Below are 15271 nucleotides of genomic sequence, written 5' to 3'. Positions count from 1 at the left end.
GTATTGGACCTGTTTATTTAAATTTCTATCAGCTTTTTAACCGATTTTACTTTGACATCAAGCCACGCCGGTTTTTTCCCCGGTTTCAGCAGGTATTGCGTGACCCACACCGTGCGCATGCCCAGCGCATGAGCCGATCGCAGGTTATCCAGCGTGTCTTCGACAAGGATACACCGGCGCGGGTTCAATCCCTTCCGGCGCATCAGCCGCCGCAGCATGATGCGCGACGGCTTGGGGCGCAACTGGCGATGCACATGCATCGATTCGATGGTGATCTGGTCGCTGAAATGGCGGCCGATGCCCATGTGTCCGACCACCTTGCGCGCATAGTCGCGCGGCGCATTGGTCAGCAGGATCTTGCGGCCCGGCAGGCGGCGCAGCAACTGCCCCAGGCCGCGCTCAAAACGGATCATCGATTCGATTTCCGGCAGGTCGTGGGTCTCGCGCAGGAAGTGGGCCGCATCGACGCCGTGATGGCGCACCAGTCCGAGCAGGGTGGCGCCGTAGCGCTGCCAGTAGAGGGCGCGGGTGGCGCTGATTTCCTCTGCGCTGGCCGGCGTTTCGCCATCGCCCAGCACGCGCGCCATGTACGCATTCATCTTCTCCACCATGGCGGGGAAGATGGCATGCGATGCATTGTGCAGCGTGTTGTCCAGGTCGAAGAGCCAGACCGGTGCCAAAGGTTTAATATTCACGTTCTACTTGGAGAGACTATGCGACGCACGATTATAGTGATGTTTTGCCTGCTGCTTGGGTTGAGCTTCTCGGCCACTGCCGCCCCGCCTGCGCGCGGTGCGCTGTACAAGCTGGAATACGCCGGCCATACGTCCTGGTTGTTCGGCACTATCCACGTCGGCCTGCCCGACTTTTATCCGCTCGAACCGCGCGTGACGCAGGCCATGGAGCGTGCCACGGCGGTTGCGCTGGAAGTCGATCCCGCCGCCGACCCGGCCAAGTCCATGGCGGTCATGCGCGAGTATGGCCTGTACGCGCCCGGCGCCGGCAATGCCATGGCCGACATCCGTCCCGAATACCGCCCGCGCCTGGAAAGCATGTTGAAGAAGCACGGCATCGCGCCTGAAATGGTGGCGTCGATGAAGCCATGGCTGATTGTCATGATGATCACCGTCGGCGAATACCGTGCCCTGGGCTACCGTCCGGAATTGGGCATCGACCTGCAACTGGCACGTGCAGCGCACGGCCGCAAGCAGCGCGTAGTGGAGCTGGAATCGGTCGGCGGCCAGGCCGCGCTGTTCGGCCGCCTGACGCCGCAGGAGCAGGCGCGCTTCCTGGAAGACAGCCTGGATACCTTCGAAGACAGCAAGCAGGGCGTGCAGCCGCGCGACCTGGTCGATGCCTGGGCTTCCGCCGATGCCGCGAAGTTCGACGCGCTGGCGCGCGAGGTGGAGGAGGACAAGACCTTCTCAGGCAAGTTCATGAAGCGGGTGTTGCTGGACGAGCGCAATCCCGTGCTGGCCGACGGCATCGTGGAAATGATGAAAAAAGAACAGCACAGTTTTGCCGCTATCGGCACTCTGCATCTGGTCGGATCGGGGAATGTTGCGGAACTGCTGCGCCAGCGTGGCGTGAAAGTAGAGCGGATCTACTAAGGAGAATGGTGCCCTTGACGTGGATTGAACACGTGGCCTCTCCCTTACCAAGGGAGTGCTCTACCACTGAGCTACAAGGGCATTCACGATTTCGGCGGCTGTTGAAAGCCGCCAAAATTTTTAGTGAGACCGGATCATAGTGCCAAAAGCCTGTTCGGTCAAGACTTCCAGCAACAGGCTGTGTTCAATTCGCCCGTCGATGATGTGCACGGTGTTCACGCCCGACTTGGCGGCATCCAGTGCGGAAGAAATTTTCGGCAGCATGCCGCCGGAAATCGTACCGTCTGCGAACATCTCGTCGATTTCGCGCGCCGACAGGTCGGTCACCAGGTTGCCGTTCTTGTCCTGCACGCCGGCGATGTTGGTCATCATGATCAACTTTTCAGCTTTCAGGATCTCGGCGATCTTGCCGGCTACAACGTCAGCGTTGATGTTGTAAGCCTGGCCATCTTTACCGAAGCCGATCGGGGAAATAATTGGAATAAAGGCATCGTCCTGCAGGGCTTTTACCACGGCCGGGTTGATTGCCTCGATCTCGCCGACGAAACCGATGTCCAGGAACTGGCCTGGCTTTTCCTTGTCCGGCATGGCCATCTTGCGGGCGCGGATCAGGCCACCGTCCTTGCCGGTCAGGCCCACTGCCTGGCCGCCGTAGTGGTTGATCAGCATCACGATGTCCTGCTGTACTTCGCCGCCCAGCACCCATTCCACCACTTCCATGGTTTCTTCGTCGGTAATACGCATACCCTGCACGAAGGTGCCCTGTTTGCCGATCTTCTTCAGCGCATTGTCGATCTGCGGTCCGCCGCCGTGCACCACGACCGGGTTCATGCCCACCAGTTTCAGCAGGATCAGGTCGCGCGCGAAGCCATGCTTCAGGCGCTCTTCGGTCATGGCATTGCCACCGTATTTGATGACGATGGTTTTGCCGTGGTAATTGCGGATATACGGCAGCGCCTCGGCCAGGATCTGGGCCTTGACTTGGGGCGTGACGCCGCTCAGGTCAGTGGACATATCCGGGTCGTGGACAGGCAGGTTGGTCATGGCGGGGTTCCAGAAAATTAGATTTAAGGTCAATGCTGCGCATTATAGGGCCAATCGAGTTGTAATTTACGGTTTGATCCGCTAGTCTGGCCTTCTCCCTTACGCATGATTGCATTGATGATATGAGCACCTGTGAGCGTTGCGGCGCCGAGTTCCTGTGCGCGATGGCCGATGCACCGCCGGGCCAGGAGCCGACTGGCGCGCCTGGCGAGACACCGTGCTGGTGCACCTTCCTGCCGCCCGCCATTCCGGTGCCCGGAGCCGAGGCGGTCGGATGCTGGTGTCCTGCATGCCTGCGTGCCCATATCGCCACCCTGGAAACTCCAACTGATGTTGCTTGAACCTGACCTGCTCGGCTTTATCGCCGCCTTCTGCACCACTTTCGCTTTTGTACCCCAAGTCCTGCTGGTCTGGCGCCAGCGTAGCGCCGAAGGCATTTCCACCGGCATGTACCTGATCTTCAGCATCGGCGTGCTTCTGTGGCTGCTGTACGGCCTGCAAACCAACGCCTGGCCGGTGATCATCGCCAACGGCATCACCCTGGTGCTGGCCCTGTGCGTGCTGGCGATGAAACTGCACTTTTCGCGGCGCTGAAAAAGCGCATCATCTCGCGGCTGGCATCCGGCCCGCGCGGGTCGGTGTAGCTGCCTTCCGCGCTGCCGCCTGACCAGGCGTGGCCGGCGCCATGGATTACCCAATGTTCTCCCAGCGGCGAGCCGTCTTCCAGCCAGTGCGCCTTGAGCGTGAAGGCGTGGCCGTCGGGCACCTGGCCTGCCAGCGTGGCCGGACTGGCCTGCTCGCCCAGCGGGTGGCTGCGCAAGCCCTGCGCCAGCACCTCTTCGCCATTCGCCGGGTGCACGGTGCGGTCCTGGTCCCCGTGGAACACGATGACCGGCTGGCCCGCTGTCAGTGCCGCCTGTGCGTGTGCAGCGCCGCGGCGCATGGCCAGCAAGGCCGATGGCAGGTCGCGCGCCGCAGCGAAAGGCAGGCCGGAGTGCACGCCAACGGCGGCAAACAGGTCCGGATAAAGCGTGCCAACAATGATCGCCATAGCGCCGCCCGCCGACAGTCCGGCGATGTACACCGCGCTTTGCAGCACCGGGTAGTGGGCCATGACGTCGCGCGCCATGGCGGCGATGATGGCTGGCTCGCCCTGGCCGCGTTCCTGGTCGAGGGCGCTGAACCAGTTCCAACATCGGGTGTGGTTGGCATCCGGCGTTTGCGCCGGGTACAGCACCAGGCAGCCGCGTTCCTCGGCCACCGCATTCATTTGCGTGCCGGCGGCGAAATCGTCGGGATCTTGAAGACAGCCGTGCAGCATCACCAGCAGCGGCATGGGCTGGCCTTGGTAGCAGGAAGGCACGTACAGCTTGTAACTGCGGCTACCGGCGCGGCAATTGAAATCGCCGCCGATAAATTGCGGCTGGCCTGGGCCAGGAGGGCCCAGGCGGCTGCGCGCCAACTGGCCCAGCGCGCGGGAAAACCAATGGCGATCGAGCTTCATAAGCACCTCGGAGCTGGTTGGTCAGGGTGTCTCCTCGCCATTTTTTTTGTTCTGGTGCCCCATCAGTATATGGCCATTCCGGGCATTTTTGCCGCACTGCGGTAAAATGTCGGCCATGAGTACTGAACTGCCGCCAGGCGCGCCGGAACTGGCCACGCCCGTGCCATCCCCCTGCATCAGCCTGTGCAAGATGAACCAGGACACCGGTTTTTGCGAAGGTTGCCTGCGCACCATCGACGAAATCGTCGCCTGGTCGCGTGCCGACGACGCTTACAAGCGCGCCGTGTGGGCCGAGCTGCGCCGCCGTGAGCAACTGATCGACTTTGACTGACGCAATGAAGCTACACCCATCCATCCACGTTTTCGAACGCGGCTGGCTCTCATCCAATAACGTCCTGCTGTTGGGCCGACACGACGCGGCCATGATCGACAGCGGCTACGTCGCGCACCAGCAGCAGACGCTCGACCTGGTGCGGCACGCCCTGCACGGCCGCCGGCTGGACCGCCTGTACACCACGCACCTGCATTCCGACCACTGTGGCGGCAACGCGGCGCTGCAGGCGCATTTCGGCTGCGACACCTATATCCCCGAGCCGGAAGCGGACAAAGTGCGGCACTGGGACGAGGACGCGCTCAGTTTCAAGGCCACCGGCCAGCAGTGCGAACGATTTTCCATCGACGGCGTGATCACCGCCGGCGAAATGCTGGCGCTGGGCGACCTGGAATGGCAGGTGCTGGGCGCTCCAGGCCACCATGCCCACTCCGTAATCTTCTATTGCCCGTCGGAGAAGGTACTGGTGTCGGCCGACGCGCTGTGGCAAAACGGTTTCGGCGTGATTTTCCCCGAGCTGGAAGGCGATGAAGGCTTTGCCGAAGCGGCGGCCACCTTGGACGTGATTGCCGGCCTGGATGTGAAAGTCGTGATCCCGGGCCACGGCGCGGTATTTGACGACGTGGAAGCCGCTTTGTCGCGCGCCCGCCGCCGCCTGGATTTCCTGTCGGCCGACCCGAAACGCAATGCCGAGTATGCTGTCAAAGTCCTGCTCAAATTCCTGCTGCTGGAGCGCCAAAGCATGCCGGTAGCCGACGTAGTGCCATTGTTCGCCTCCATCCCCCTGATGCAGGCAATCGCCAGCCGCCACCTTGGCATGAGCATCGACGAGCTGGCCGCCTGGGCCATCAAGCAACTGGTGCGCGCCTGCAGCGCCCGCGTCGAAAACGACATCCTCCTGAACGACGGCTGACTTCGTGTCACACCCTGGGGTGTGACCCCAGGGTGTGACACGGGCTCGGCTATACTGGGTGCATGAGCGCCCAATCCCCGCATGTCCAGCATGTAAGGCAGGTTCTTTTATGGCCCTTGCGGTTGATGCCGCCCGATGGGGCAGAGCGTGCGCATGCGCGGCCTTGGGAACTTTTGGGCGCCGATTCGCCGTGGCGCGAAGTCACTTCCGCGCAGGATGCCAGCGCTGCTTTCCAGGAGCGCTATTACACCGAATTCGTCAGCTTCCTGCCTTATGTGCAGCGCTTCCTGTTCGGCGCCGGCCAGCGCCGCATCTTCCGCCGCAAGGACATCGCCCGGGTTCGCGTGACGACCCTCCCCGGCGCCGAACCGCGCGTGCTGGATGTGCATAACCTCTGCCTGCATTTCTTCTTCGACGTCGATATCGTGCTGCTGGTGATGGAGGTCGGCGCCAACGACCTGCAGTTCGATGAGGCGCAGGATCTGTTGTACCGCTTCGGCCGTGCCTACCCCGCTGGTTGGGATGACGCGGGCAATGCCCTGCATTGCATGCACGGCGTCGAGTGGCTCGATGCCGACGGCCGCCTGCTGGTGCAATCCGATGCGCAGGAGCGGCAAGCCTTCATCGACCAGGTGGTGCGCCACCAAACGCCGCGTATCGCTTCGCACTGGCGCTACCTGCTGGAGCCGATGGAGCCCGATGGCCCCGGCGCCAGGGCGGCACTGCGCTACCGGCAGGTGGAGTACTACCGCATGCCGATGATGGCCTACCTTGCCGTCGAGCGTCCGAGCGAGCTGTCGCCAGCCGATTTCGCGGCCTTGGGCACGATGGCCGGTACTTCTTCCGCTCCGGCGGACGCCCAGCGCACGCAGTCGGACGGCGTCGACCGCCGCTATTTCTATGACCGCTTCTGGTGCAACGGCGGCGCCGCGCCCTACACGCGCTACATCTGCAGCGGCTACGCGCTGGTTGTCGTCGGCGACGCGGCTTCGCAATTTTTCTGCTGTAAGGAGCGCGGAGTACTGTCGCAGTTCCGCCACCAGCACTTCCTGCTATTCATGATCGCCCACCTGCAGAAAGCGTCGCTGCTGATGTTCTCCGATCGCCTGGCAGAAGCGCTGACGGAGCTGCAGGTGACTGATGCCGACAGCGTGCGCTCCTTCAAGCGCCGTATCCGCTACGCCTTCGAGAGCTTCCTGCGCTTCACGCATCGATACTGGTTCACCGAAATATCGGACCAGCAGCAGATCCGCGCCCTGTTTCGCATGAGCAGCCAGCACCTCGACATCGAGCGCGCCTATGCGGAGGTGAAAACCCGCGTGGCCGACATGAACGGCTACCTGGAGGCCGACAGCCTGCGGCGCCAGGCCAACACCGTCGTGCGGCTGACGGTGGTCACCATCTTCGGCATGATCGGTACCATCACCACCGGCTTCCTCGGCATGAACCTGCTGGCCGAAGCCGATGCGCCGATGTCGCGCCGGGTGTGGATATTTGGCTCGGTTTTCGTCATTACTACTGCCCTGACGGTGTACACCATGGCGAAGTCCAAGCGCCTGTCCGACTTCCTCGATGCGCTGTCGGACGAACGCTTGTCGATATGGACCAAAGTGAAGGTCCTGGCCTCGGTGTGGCGTTCCTAAATTGACAATGTTTTGCGGGCGCTGCAAGATCAGGTTTTTCATCGCCCGTGAAGCCTTTATGAAGCCAAGCCGCATCGCCACCGCAGTGGCCCTTTGTTTCACCCTGCAGGGTTTCGCCTGCGCCAGCAATGCGCCGATCTCGCGCGTGACCCTGTATTCCGGGATCGCTACCGTGGAGCGCAGCGCCCAGGTTTCCCCCGGCTTGAAGGAGCTTGAAATCACCGGCCTGCCGGCTAATTTCGATGCGCAGACACTGCGCATCCAGGCTTCGCCAGGCGTGCAGGTCGGCCAGGTCGTGACGCGCGACGTGGGGCAGGCGGATGCGGTCAGTCCGCGCGAGGCGGAGTTGGAGGCGAAATTGCAGGCGCTGGAGGACAGCCGCGATTTGCTGAACGTGGAGATCGAGTCGTCTGTCCTGGTGAAGAACTACCTGTCCAAGCTGAATGGCGGCGAGGGCGTTCCGAGCCAGCTTGATGGCAAGTCGCTTGCTGCCGCCGTCGACACGATCAAGCGCGGCGGCCGTGAGGCGCTGGCGCAGATCCAGCGCACCCAGGTTCAATTGCGCGAGATCGACAAGAAGCTCAAGACGGTGCAGCGCGAACTGGAGAAGGTGCGCAGCGGGGCGCGCGACCAGCGCAGCATTACCATTGCCATCGCGGCACAGCAGGCCGGCAGCATCCAGCTGTCCTACCAGGTGAACCGCGCGGGCTGGAAACCGGCTTACCGCGCGTCCCTGAATTCCGCCACGTCGACCATTGAGCTGGAGCGCATGGCAGTGGTGGCGCAGAAGTCCGGCGAAGACTGGAGTGGTGTCGAGATGCGCCTGTCCACCGGCCAGCCGCGCCTTTCGCCGCAAGCGCCTGAACCTGTGCCGCAGCGTTTGACCTATTACCCGCCGCGTCCGCCGCAGGAATCGCGCCCCATGCCGGAACCGATGTACGCAGCGGCTCCGCCTGCCGCCCCTGTAGCGGTTACCGGATCACGCATTGCATCGGACAACTTCATCCCGCCGGTGCTCGAGACGCAAGGCACCTTCGATACCGAATTCGCGGTGCCGAACCGGGTCACCCTGGCATCCGACGGCCGCGAAATTACCTTGCCCCTGTCGACACTGAAGGTCGCGGCCAGGCAGCGCGTGCGCGTTGTGCCGCGCCAGGAGAAATTCGCCGTGATCACGGCGGAAGCCGAGCGCCCGGCCGGCGTCTGGTTGAGCGGGAATATCCAGTTGTTCCGCGATGGCGGCTATGTCGGCGCGACCCATTGGAATACCCAGAGCTCGGACAAGCTGGCGCTGTCTTTCGGCCGCGATGAACTGGTGCGCGTCACGGTTGACCGCGCCGACCAGCAGTCGGGCAGCCGCGGCTTCCTGTCGCAGCGCGGCGAGCAGCAGGTCGCCGATGTGTTCACGATCAGCAGCTTCCACAAGACGCCGGTTGAATTGCTGGTGCTGGAATCAACGCCGGTCAGCGCATCGGAAGAGATCAAAGTGAAGCAGGCCTTCTCGCCGCAGCCGGGTATTGCAGCATGGGAGCAGCGCCAGGGCGTGGTTGGTTGGGAAAAAACCATGGCGCCGAATGAGACCATGAAGATCAGCGTCGGCTACACCATCAGCTATCCCAAAGAAGGTACAGTAAGCGGCATGCACAATTTCTAAGGACAGGGCCATGACACTACCCGCCGTATTGCAGAATCTGACGCTTCCGGTCATTGCTTCGCCGATGTTCATCGCCAGCGGCCCCGCGCTGGTGGCAGCCCAGTGCAAGGCGGGTATTGTCGGTTCCTTTCCGGCGCTGAACGCGCGGCCGAAGGAGCTGCTCGATACCTGGCTGACCGACCTGCAGAAGGAGCTTGCCGTCCACCAGGCCGAGAATCCAGGCGTGCGCGTTGGCCCGATTGCGGTCAACCAGATCGTCCACCATTCGAATGAGCGGCTGGAGCACGACGTGGACGTGTGCGTGCGCCACAAGGTGCCAATCATCATTTCCTCGCTGCGCGCGCCGCCTGTGGAAATGTTGGATGCTATCCACAGCTACGGCGGCATCGTACTGCATGACGTGGTCAATATCCGCCATGCGCAAAAGGCGCTGGAAGCGGGCGTCGATGGCCTGATCCTGGTTGCCAGCGGCGCGGGCGGCCATGCCGGCACATTGTCGCCCTTTGCGCTGGTGGGGGAGGTGCGGCGCTTCTTCGACGGACCGCTGGCGCTGTCTGGCTCGATCGCTACCGGCGATGCGGTGCTGGCGGCGCAGGCGATGGGCGCCGACTTTGCCTATATCGGTTCGCGCTTCCTGGCCACGCAGGAATCCAACGTCACGCAAGACTACCGCGAGGCCATCATCGAATCGTCGGCGGCGGACGTGGTCTATACCAACCTGTTCACCGGCGTGCATGGCAACTACCTGAAGAAATCCATCGTGTCGGCCGGCCTCGATCCGGAGAACCTGCCGGAATCGGACAAAACGAGAATGAGCTTCAACAGCGGCACGGCCAAGGCCTGGCGCGATATCTGGGGTGCTGGCCAGGGCGTCGGCTTGATGCACGATGTGCCGACGACGGCCGAACTGGTGGAGCGACTGAAGACGGAATACAACGCTGCGCGCGCCCGCCTTCAGCTTCGCACGTAATAAATGCGCGCGTTTCGTAATGTTTTGTAAGTGCTCATGCCAGGGCCTTTACGTAATCATCGGGCTGCGGCCGCTGCTCTGTAAAGTTTTGTAAGCGCCGCCGCAGTCCTTCTGCAAAATCCTCATAAGAATCAACGATTTGCGATCCCGCAGCACACGCGAGGGTGTCGCTGGTGTCACATTTTTCACGGTGTTAGCATGAATTTACTGATCGACAACACCCCGTGGAGAATCCGCCGTGCCAACCAGTCGTATCCTGCGAGCTGCATTCATCCTGGCGCTGACCTGCACCAGCGCCGCACGCGCCGGTACGCTGGTGCTGGAGAGCTGGCGGGTTGACGACAAGGCCTTATGGGAAACCGTGCTGCTGCCGGCGTTCGAACGCAAGCACCCCGGCATCTCGGTAAAGTTCTCGCCTACCGCTCCCACCGAATACGACACCAGCCTGGCCGCGCGCCTGGGCAACGGCACTGCAGGCGATATGCTGGCCTGCCGCCCTTTCGATACTTCGCTGCTGTTGTACCGCCGCGGCTACCTTGAAAAGCTGAACGGCAAGGCCGGCATGGAAAACTTCGCGCCCGGCTCGCTGGTTGCCTGGCAGACCGATGATGGCAAGGAGATTTTCTGCCTGCCGGTCGCCTCAGTGATCCATGGCTTCCTGTACAACAAGAAGATCTTCCGCAAGCTTGGCTTGCAGCCGCCTGCGACGGAAGCGGAATTTTTCGGGGTGCTGGATGCGGTTCGCAAGAGCCAGTACGCGCCGCTGGCGCTGGGCACGGCCGATGAATGGTTGTCCAGCCAGACCGTGTTTACCAATATCGGGCCGAATTATTGGCGCGGGGAGCAGGGCCGGCGTGCGCTGATAGCCGGTAAGGCCAAGTTCACCGATGCGCCTTTCGTAGCCGCTTTCGAGTTCGAAGCACGCCTTGCCGCATACCTGCCCAAATCGGCCCCGGTGCAGACTTACCGCGATGCCCAGCTGCTGTTTGCACAGGGCGGCGCCGCGATCTACCCGGCAGGCTCCTGGGACATTTCGTATTTCAACCAGTTCCCGGAGCTTGAACTGGGCGTTTTCGCGCCGCCGGTACAGCAGGCGGGCGACCGCTGCCAGATTTCCGACCACATGGACATCGGCATCGGCATCAACCGCAAGTCGCGCAACAAGGCCGACGCCTACAAGTTCCTGGCCTGGCTCGGCTCCCAGGAGTTTGCGGACCTGTACACCAATCGCGTCATCGGCTTTTTTACGCTGTCGAACCACCTGATCGCCGTGCGCGACCCGCTGGCCAAGCAGATGGCGGCCTGGCGCACGACCTGCGATTCGAACTTTCGCCTCAATGCGCTGATCATGAACCGCGGCTTGCCCAATATGGAGAGCGAGCTGTGGTCGGTGAATGCGCAGGTCTTGAACGGAAAGCTGGGCGCGCGCGAGGCGGCGGCCCGCATACAGAACGGTTTTGCAAAGTGGTATTTGCCACAGCAGGAATGATCACACTCCCCCAAGCAGTGTGTTGGCCCCGGCATGGGGAGTATGCCGGGGAATTTTTTGCAGCGCTTTAGAGACGATAAGGAAAAAGAAATGAACGGAGCACCGCTAGGAAGGAAGAAACTACCGCAGTTGATCGCGCTGATGTTCGGCACGCTGGCACTGCATAACGTGCAGGCGCAGACTGCAGACGGCAATGAGGCCCTGCAATCGGTGGAGGTTCGCGGCATTCGCGAAACCCTGAAGCGCAACCTGGCCGAGAAGCGCGACGCGCTGAATGTGGTGGATTCCGTCACGGCGGAGGACCTGGGCAAATTCCCGGACAAGAACGTGGCCGATTCCCTGCAGCGCATCCCCGGCATTTCGGTCGACCGCACCTGGGGCGAAGGGCGCGACATTTTCGTGCGCGGTACCGACAAGAACCTGAACATGACGCAGTTGAACGGCCAGTCGGTGGCTTCCGCCTACTGGTGGAAGAACGACGCGCAAAGCCGCGGCTTCAACTACGACATCCTGCCGTCCGAGCTGGTTGGCAGCCTGGATGTATTCAAGAGCCCTTCGGCCGACCTGGATGAAGGCAGCATCGGCGGCCTGGTGATCGTCCGTACCCGCAAGCCGCTGCAATTCAAGAAGCCGTTTACTGCGCAGGTTTCGGCGGAAGCAACCTACAGTGATTTGCCGAAAAAAACCGACCCGCAGTTTTCCGGGCTGGTGAACTGGGTCAATGAAGCGAAGACCTTCGGCGTGCTGGTGGCCCTGAGCCGCCAGGAGCGCACCATGCGCCGCGACGGCCTGGAGAACTTTACCGACGCCACCAAGTACAACATCGTCGACCAGAATGGCGTTGTGACGCCGAATGCCTATGCATCCTGGGGCGGCGGCACGCCGATCTTCCGCCAGGATCGCCAGCGCACCACCGGCAACATCACCCTGCAGCTGCGCCCGACCCCGCAATCCGACATATCGCTGAATTACCTCAATTCCGATATGAAGATGGATAACAGCAACCAGAATTACCTGTGGCAGATTGGCGGCCTGGCGGACGCGAACAACAATATCCGTGTGGACAACCCGCGTTTTATCAACAACTCCGACGGCGGCAAGTCGGTGGTGGGCGGCACCGTAGGTCCGGTGAATGGCGTGTCGTTCGAGCCGATCTACCGCGAAGCCTATGTGAAGTCGAAAGTGCTGGACCTGGAGGGCAGCTACGACGGCGACAACTGGAAGCTGCATGCGCAGGCCGGTACGACTTCCGGTTCCGGCGGCAGCAAGCATGACCGCAATTTCTGGTTCACCGGGAATACGCGCGCCACCATCAACATCGCGCCGGATACTTACGAGGTGAAATACCTCGACATGAGCCCCCTCGATCCGACCAAGCTGACGCTGCAGAGCGCGCGCGACTGGATCCGCCGCATGGAAAGCAAGGAAAACTACGGCCAGGCCGACCTGACGTTCGACCTGGAAAATCCCTATATCAAGTCGGTCAAGGTTGGCCTGAAGTACCGCGACAACAAGGTGCAGAACCGCCGCACCATCGGCAGCGTCGGCCCGGGCAGCGTCGGCTGGATTCCCTATACCCTGGCCGACCTGTCGAGCGGTCCGTCGCCGATGATCAGCCAGGAAGCCGCGACCGCAGGCTCGCTGACCCAGTTTGCCTGGGTGGATGACGGGCTTGCGGCCAGCAAGGGCTTCGCCATGTACGACAAAGGCATGGTCTACAAGGAGGCGAAGGGCGAGTATTACCGCATCCAGGAGAAAATTTCGGCGGCTTATGTGCGTGCCGATTACGCCTTCGATAAATGGCGCGGCGACTTCGGCGTGCGCCTGGTGCGCACCAAGCAGGCCTCGGATGCTTACCAGGACCTGGATGGCACCGGCAACTACGTGCTGGGCAGCGTAGGCCGCAGCTACACGGACGCACTGCCGAACATCAACGTGGTGTACGACTTCCGCAAGGACCTGCTGCTGCGTGCGGCCGCCTCGCGCGTCATGGCCCGCAACACTTTCAGCGACCTGAGTGCCAGTACCGAGGTGAGCGGCACCACCAATGCCGCGACCGCGGGCAATCCGCTGCTCAAGCCATACCACGCCAACCAGTTCGAGCTCGGTGCCGAATGGTACTTTGCCGATGCCTCGCTGCTGTCGGCCACCGCTTTCTCCAAACAGCTCGATACTTTCATCTATACCTCGACTGCAATGGAGAATGTGGCGGGCGTGCAGCGCCCCGTAACCCGTCCGCATAACGCCGACAATGGCGCCAAGGTGAACGGCCTGGAAATCCAGTGGCAGCAAGCGTTTGGCAGCAGCGGCTTCGGCACGGTGGTCAATTTCACCTACACCGATGCCAAGACCGGGGCGGTGGCAGGCGGCCGCAAGCTGAACGTGATCGGCAACTCGAAAAACCAGATGAATGCCAGCGTGTTCTACGAGAAGAACAGCTACAGCGTGCGCCTGTCGTACAACTATCGCTCCAAGTCCTATGGTGGCCTGGACCAGGGTGGCCAGGACGTGACCAGCGCTTACGGCCAGTGGGACGCCACCGCCAATTGGGATATCACGCCGCAGTTGAGCATCTTTACCAGCGCCGTCAACATCGGCAATGAGCTGATCCGCACCAACACCACCGACGGCTTGCCGGTTGGTGTGTATGAAAACGGCGCGCGTTACAGCGTCGGCCTGCGCGGCAAGTTCTGATTTGCCGCAACGCGCCCCTCCCGGCCGGGAGGGCGCTTCTTCATCTTCGCCCTTCGGATTCACATGCACAAAGAACAGACTCTCGAGATGGCCGGCGCCCAGGCCGTGCCCGGCGCCAGCGTGGCGGTGGCCATGACTTTCATTGGCCTGATGTTTTTCATTCTTGGCTGCGCTACCTGGCTGAATGGTTCGCTCATCCCCTTCCTCAAGATCGCCTGCGACCTGAACAATTTCCAGTCGCTGTGGGTCACTTTCGCCTTCTATATCGCTTATACCCTGATGGCATTGCCTTCTGCCGCGGTGCTGCGGCGCACCGGCTATCGTGCCGGCATGTCGATCGGGCTGGCCGTGATGGCGTTCGGCGCGGTGCTGTTCATTCCTGCGGCGCGCGCTGCGTCCTACCCGCTGTTCCTGCTGGCGCTATTCACGCTGGCCAGCGGCATGACCTTGATGCAGACGGCAATCAATCCCTACATCGTCTGCATTGGGGCGCGCGAGAGTGCGGCGACCCGCATCAGCATCATGGGCTTGTTCAACAAGACTGCCGGCGTACTGGTGCCGCTGGCGTTCAGCGGCATGATGCTGTCCGATTTTGGCAAATACTCTGATGCGACGCTGGCCGCCATGAGTGCCGTTGATGGTGCTTTGCTGCGCAGCCAGCTCGCGCAACGCCTGGTGCTGCCATACGGCCTGATGGCTGCCGGCCTGCTGGCAATGGCGCTGATCGTGCGTTTTGCGCCGCTAAGCGAGATCCCGGAGCAGAAGGCCGGCAGCGATGAGGGCACTTCGCGCTGGGGTGTGCTGCAATTCCCGCAGCTGGTGCTGGGGGCGCTGGCGCTGTTTGTCTACGTGGGCGTGGAAGTGATCGCGGGCGACACCATCGGCCTGTACGGTCACAACCTGCATGTGGAGAAATTCGGCATCCTGACTTCCTACACCATGGGCTTCATGGTGGCGGGCTATATCGTCGGCATCGTGGCGATTCCGCGCTGGCTGTCGCAGAAACAGGCGCTATTGCTGTCGGCCTTGTGCGGCATCGTGTTCTCCTTTGGCGTGATCGAGGGCTCGGCGAGCGGCAGCGGTTTGTCGCAAGCGATGCTTGGCGCGTTCGGCGTGCCGGCGGTGCCGGATACGGTGATGTTCCTCGCCATGCTGGGTTTCGCCAACGCCCTCGTATGGCCGGCGATCTGGCCGCTGGCGCTGGACGGCCTGGGGCGCTACACGGCCAGCGGTTCGGCCTTGCTGATCATGGGGATTGCCGGCGGCGCGCTGCTGCCAATGCTGTACGGGTACCTGTCCGACGTCTCCGGATCGCAGTCGGCATACTGGATGCTGCTGCCGTGCTATGCGCTGATCCTGTTCTATGCGGTAAAAGGACACAAAATGACTTCATGGAGATAGAATTGCCGGATCGTTATC

At 62.1% G+C, this 15271-nt stretch carries 14 protein-coding genes and 1 tRNA gene; 11 read left to right on the top strand and 4 right to left on the bottom strand.

The features are described from left to right. Nucleotides 1-17: 17 nt before the first annotated feature. Nucleotides 18-695: a pyrimidine 5'-nucleotidase gene (locus ASD07_RS07265; RefSeq protein ID WP_055927244.1), complete on the bottom strand. Its 678-nt coding sequence runs from the start codon at nt 693-695 to the stop codon at nt 18-20. A gap of 18 nt (nt 696-713) precedes the next feature. Between ASD07_RS07265 and ASD07_RS07260 the strand changes: the two genes are divergently transcribed. Beyond that, the gene (locus tag ASD07_RS07260) at nt 714-1610 is read left to right on the top strand and encodes a TraB/GumN family protein (protein WP_055927242.1); all 897 of its coding nucleotides are present in this window, start codon (nt 714-716) and stop codon (nt 1608-1610) included. Nucleotides 1611-1616: 6 nt separating this feature from the next. Here ASD07_RS07260 and ASD07_RS07255 read toward each other — a convergent pair. Beyond that, a tRNA-Thr gene (locus ASD07_RS07255) sits at nt 1617-1691 on the bottom strand. 39 nt (nt 1692-1730) lie between these two features. After that, nucleotides 1731-2624, bottom strand: a complete 894-nt coding sequence (gene argB / locus ASD07_RS07250; protein ID WP_154668170.1) for an acetylglutamate kinase — start codon at nt 2622-2624, stop codon at nt 1731-1733. A gap of 152 nt (nt 2625-2776) precedes the next feature. Here argB and ASD07_RS29990 point away from each other — a divergent pair, with 152 nt between their 5' ends. Both ASD07_RS29990 and ASD07_RS07245 read left to right on the top strand, forming a co-directional pair. Beyond that, nucleotides 2777-2995, top strand: a complete 219-nt coding sequence (locus tag ASD07_RS29990; protein WP_082507176.1) for a hypothetical protein — start codon at nt 2777-2779, stop codon at nt 2993-2995. Next, nucleotides 2985-3248 carry a SemiSWEET transporter gene (locus ASD07_RS07245; protein ID WP_055927236.1) on the top strand — a complete coding sequence of 88 codons (264 nt, stop codon included), beginning with the start codon at nt 2985-2987 and terminating at the stop codon, nt 3246-3248. Before ASD07_RS29990 ends, ASD07_RS07245 begins: the two co-directional genes overlap by 11 nt. Here ASD07_RS07245 and ASD07_RS07240 read toward each other — a convergent pair. Then, nucleotides 3190-4158, bottom strand: a complete 969-nt coding sequence (locus tag ASD07_RS07240; protein WP_055927233.1) for a PHB depolymerase family esterase — start codon at nt 4156-4158, stop codon at nt 3190-3192. The two genes, ASD07_RS07245 and ASD07_RS07240, sit on opposite strands and share 59 nt — an antisense overlap. Nucleotides 4159-4264: 106 nt before the next feature. Between ASD07_RS07240 and ASD07_RS07235 the strand changes: the two genes are divergently transcribed. The 8 genes from ASD07_RS07235 to ASD07_RS07200 all read left to right on the top strand — a co-directional run bounded on the left by ASD07_RS07235 (nt 4265) and on the right by ASD07_RS07200 (nt 15253). Further along, nucleotides 4265-4489 (top strand): DUF1289 domain-containing protein, encoded by a 225-nt coding sequence (locus ASD07_RS07235; protein WP_055927230.1) that lies wholly within the window; start codon nt 4265-4267, stop codon nt 4487-4489. A gap of 4 nt (nt 4490-4493) precedes the next feature. After that, on the top strand, nt 4494-5402 hold the full coding sequence (locus ASD07_RS07230; RefSeq protein ID WP_055927227.1) for an MBL fold metallo-hydrolase: 909 nt from the start codon (nt 4494-4496) through the stop codon (nt 5400-5402). Between the two features lie 173 nt (nt 5403-5575). Further along, a complete protein-coding gene (locus tag ASD07_RS07225) occupies nt 5576-7045 on the top strand; it encodes a hypothetical protein (RefSeq protein WP_307143425.1) in 1470 nt (489 codons plus the stop codon). Between the two features lie 58 nt (nt 7046-7103). Beyond that, on the top strand, nt 7104-8699 hold the full coding sequence (locus ASD07_RS07220; protein WP_162246542.1) for a DUF4139 domain-containing protein: 1596 nt from the start codon (nt 7104-7106) through the stop codon (nt 8697-8699). Between the two features lie 10 nt (nt 8700-8709). Next, complete coding sequence (locus ASD07_RS07215) at nt 8710-9669, top strand: nitronate monooxygenase family protein (protein WP_055927219.1); 960 nt, start codon at nt 8710-8712, stop codon at nt 9667-9669. A gap of 238 nt (nt 9670-9907) precedes the next feature. Beyond that, nucleotides 9908-11158 carry an ABC transporter substrate-binding protein gene (locus ASD07_RS07210; RefSeq protein WP_055927217.1) on the top strand — a complete coding sequence of 417 codons (1251 nt, stop codon included), beginning with the start codon at nt 9908-9910 and terminating at the stop codon, nt 11156-11158. A 90-nt stretch (nt 11159-11248) separates the two neighbouring features. Then, nucleotides 11249-13852, top strand: coding sequence for a TonB-dependent receptor (locus ASD07_RS07205; RefSeq protein ID WP_055927216.1), 2604 nt, complete (start codon nt 11249-11251; stop codon nt 13850-13852). Between the two features lie 63 nt (nt 13853-13915). Continuing rightward, nucleotides 13916-15253: a sugar MFS transporter gene (locus ASD07_RS07200; RefSeq protein WP_055927213.1), complete on the top strand. Its 1338-nt coding sequence runs from the start codon at nt 13916-13918 to the stop codon at nt 15251-15253. Nucleotides 15254-15271: the final 18 nt, after the last annotated feature.

Origin of the sequence: Duganella sp. Root336D2 (genome assembly GCF_001425005.1) — a bacterium.
Classification (GTDB): domain Bacteria; phylum Pseudomonadota; class Gammaproteobacteria; order Burkholderiales; family Burkholderiaceae_D; genus Rugamonas.
Note: the sequence above shows the minus strand (reverse complement) of the source record. Positions and strands in the feature narration are given on the sequence as shown.

Bases quoted from the DNA above. Each gene is read 5' to 3' on its own strand.
- ASD07_RS07230 (WP_055927227.1), top strand. From the start codon at position 4,494: ATGAAGCTACACCCATCCATCCACGTTTTCGAACGCGGCTGGCTCTCA.
- ASD07_RS07245 (WP_055927236.1), top strand. From the start codon at position 2,985: ATGTTGCTTGAACCTGACCTGCTCGGCTTTATCGCCGCCTTCTGCACC.
- argB (WP_154668170.1), bottom strand. From the start codon at position 2,624: ATGTCCACTGACCTGAGCGGCGTCACGCCCCAAGTCAAGGCCCAGATC.
- ASD07_RS07215 (WP_055927219.1), top strand. From the start codon at position 8,710: ATGACACTACCCGCCGTATTGCAGAATCTGACGCTTCCGGTCATTGCT.
- ASD07_RS07200 (WP_055927213.1), top strand. From the start codon at position 13,916: ATGCACAAAGAACAGACTCTCGAGATGGCCGGCGCCCAGGCCGTGCCC.
- ASD07_RS29990 (WP_082507176.1), top strand. From the start codon at position 2,777: ATGAGCACCTGTGAGCGTTGCGGCGCCGAGTTCCTGTGCGCGATGGCC.
- ASD07_RS07205 (WP_055927216.1), top strand. From the start codon at position 11,249: ATGAACGGAGCACCGCTAGGAAGGAAGAAACTACCGCAGTTGATCGCG.
- ASD07_RS07220 (WP_162246542.1), top strand. From the start codon at position 7,104: ATGAAGCCAAGCCGCATCGCCACCGCAGTGGCCCTTTGTTTCACCCTG.
- ASD07_RS07235 (WP_055927230.1), top strand. From the start codon at position 4,265: ATGTCGGCCATGAGTACTGAACTGCCGCCAGGCGCGCCGGAACTGGCC.
- ASD07_RS07260 (WP_055927242.1), top strand. From the start codon at position 714: ATGCGACGCACGATTATAGTGATGTTTTGCCTGCTGCTTGGGTTGAGC.
- ASD07_RS07240 (WP_055927233.1), bottom strand. From the start codon at position 4,158: ATGAAGCTCGATCGCCATTGGTTTTCCCGCGCGCTGGGCCAGTTGGCG.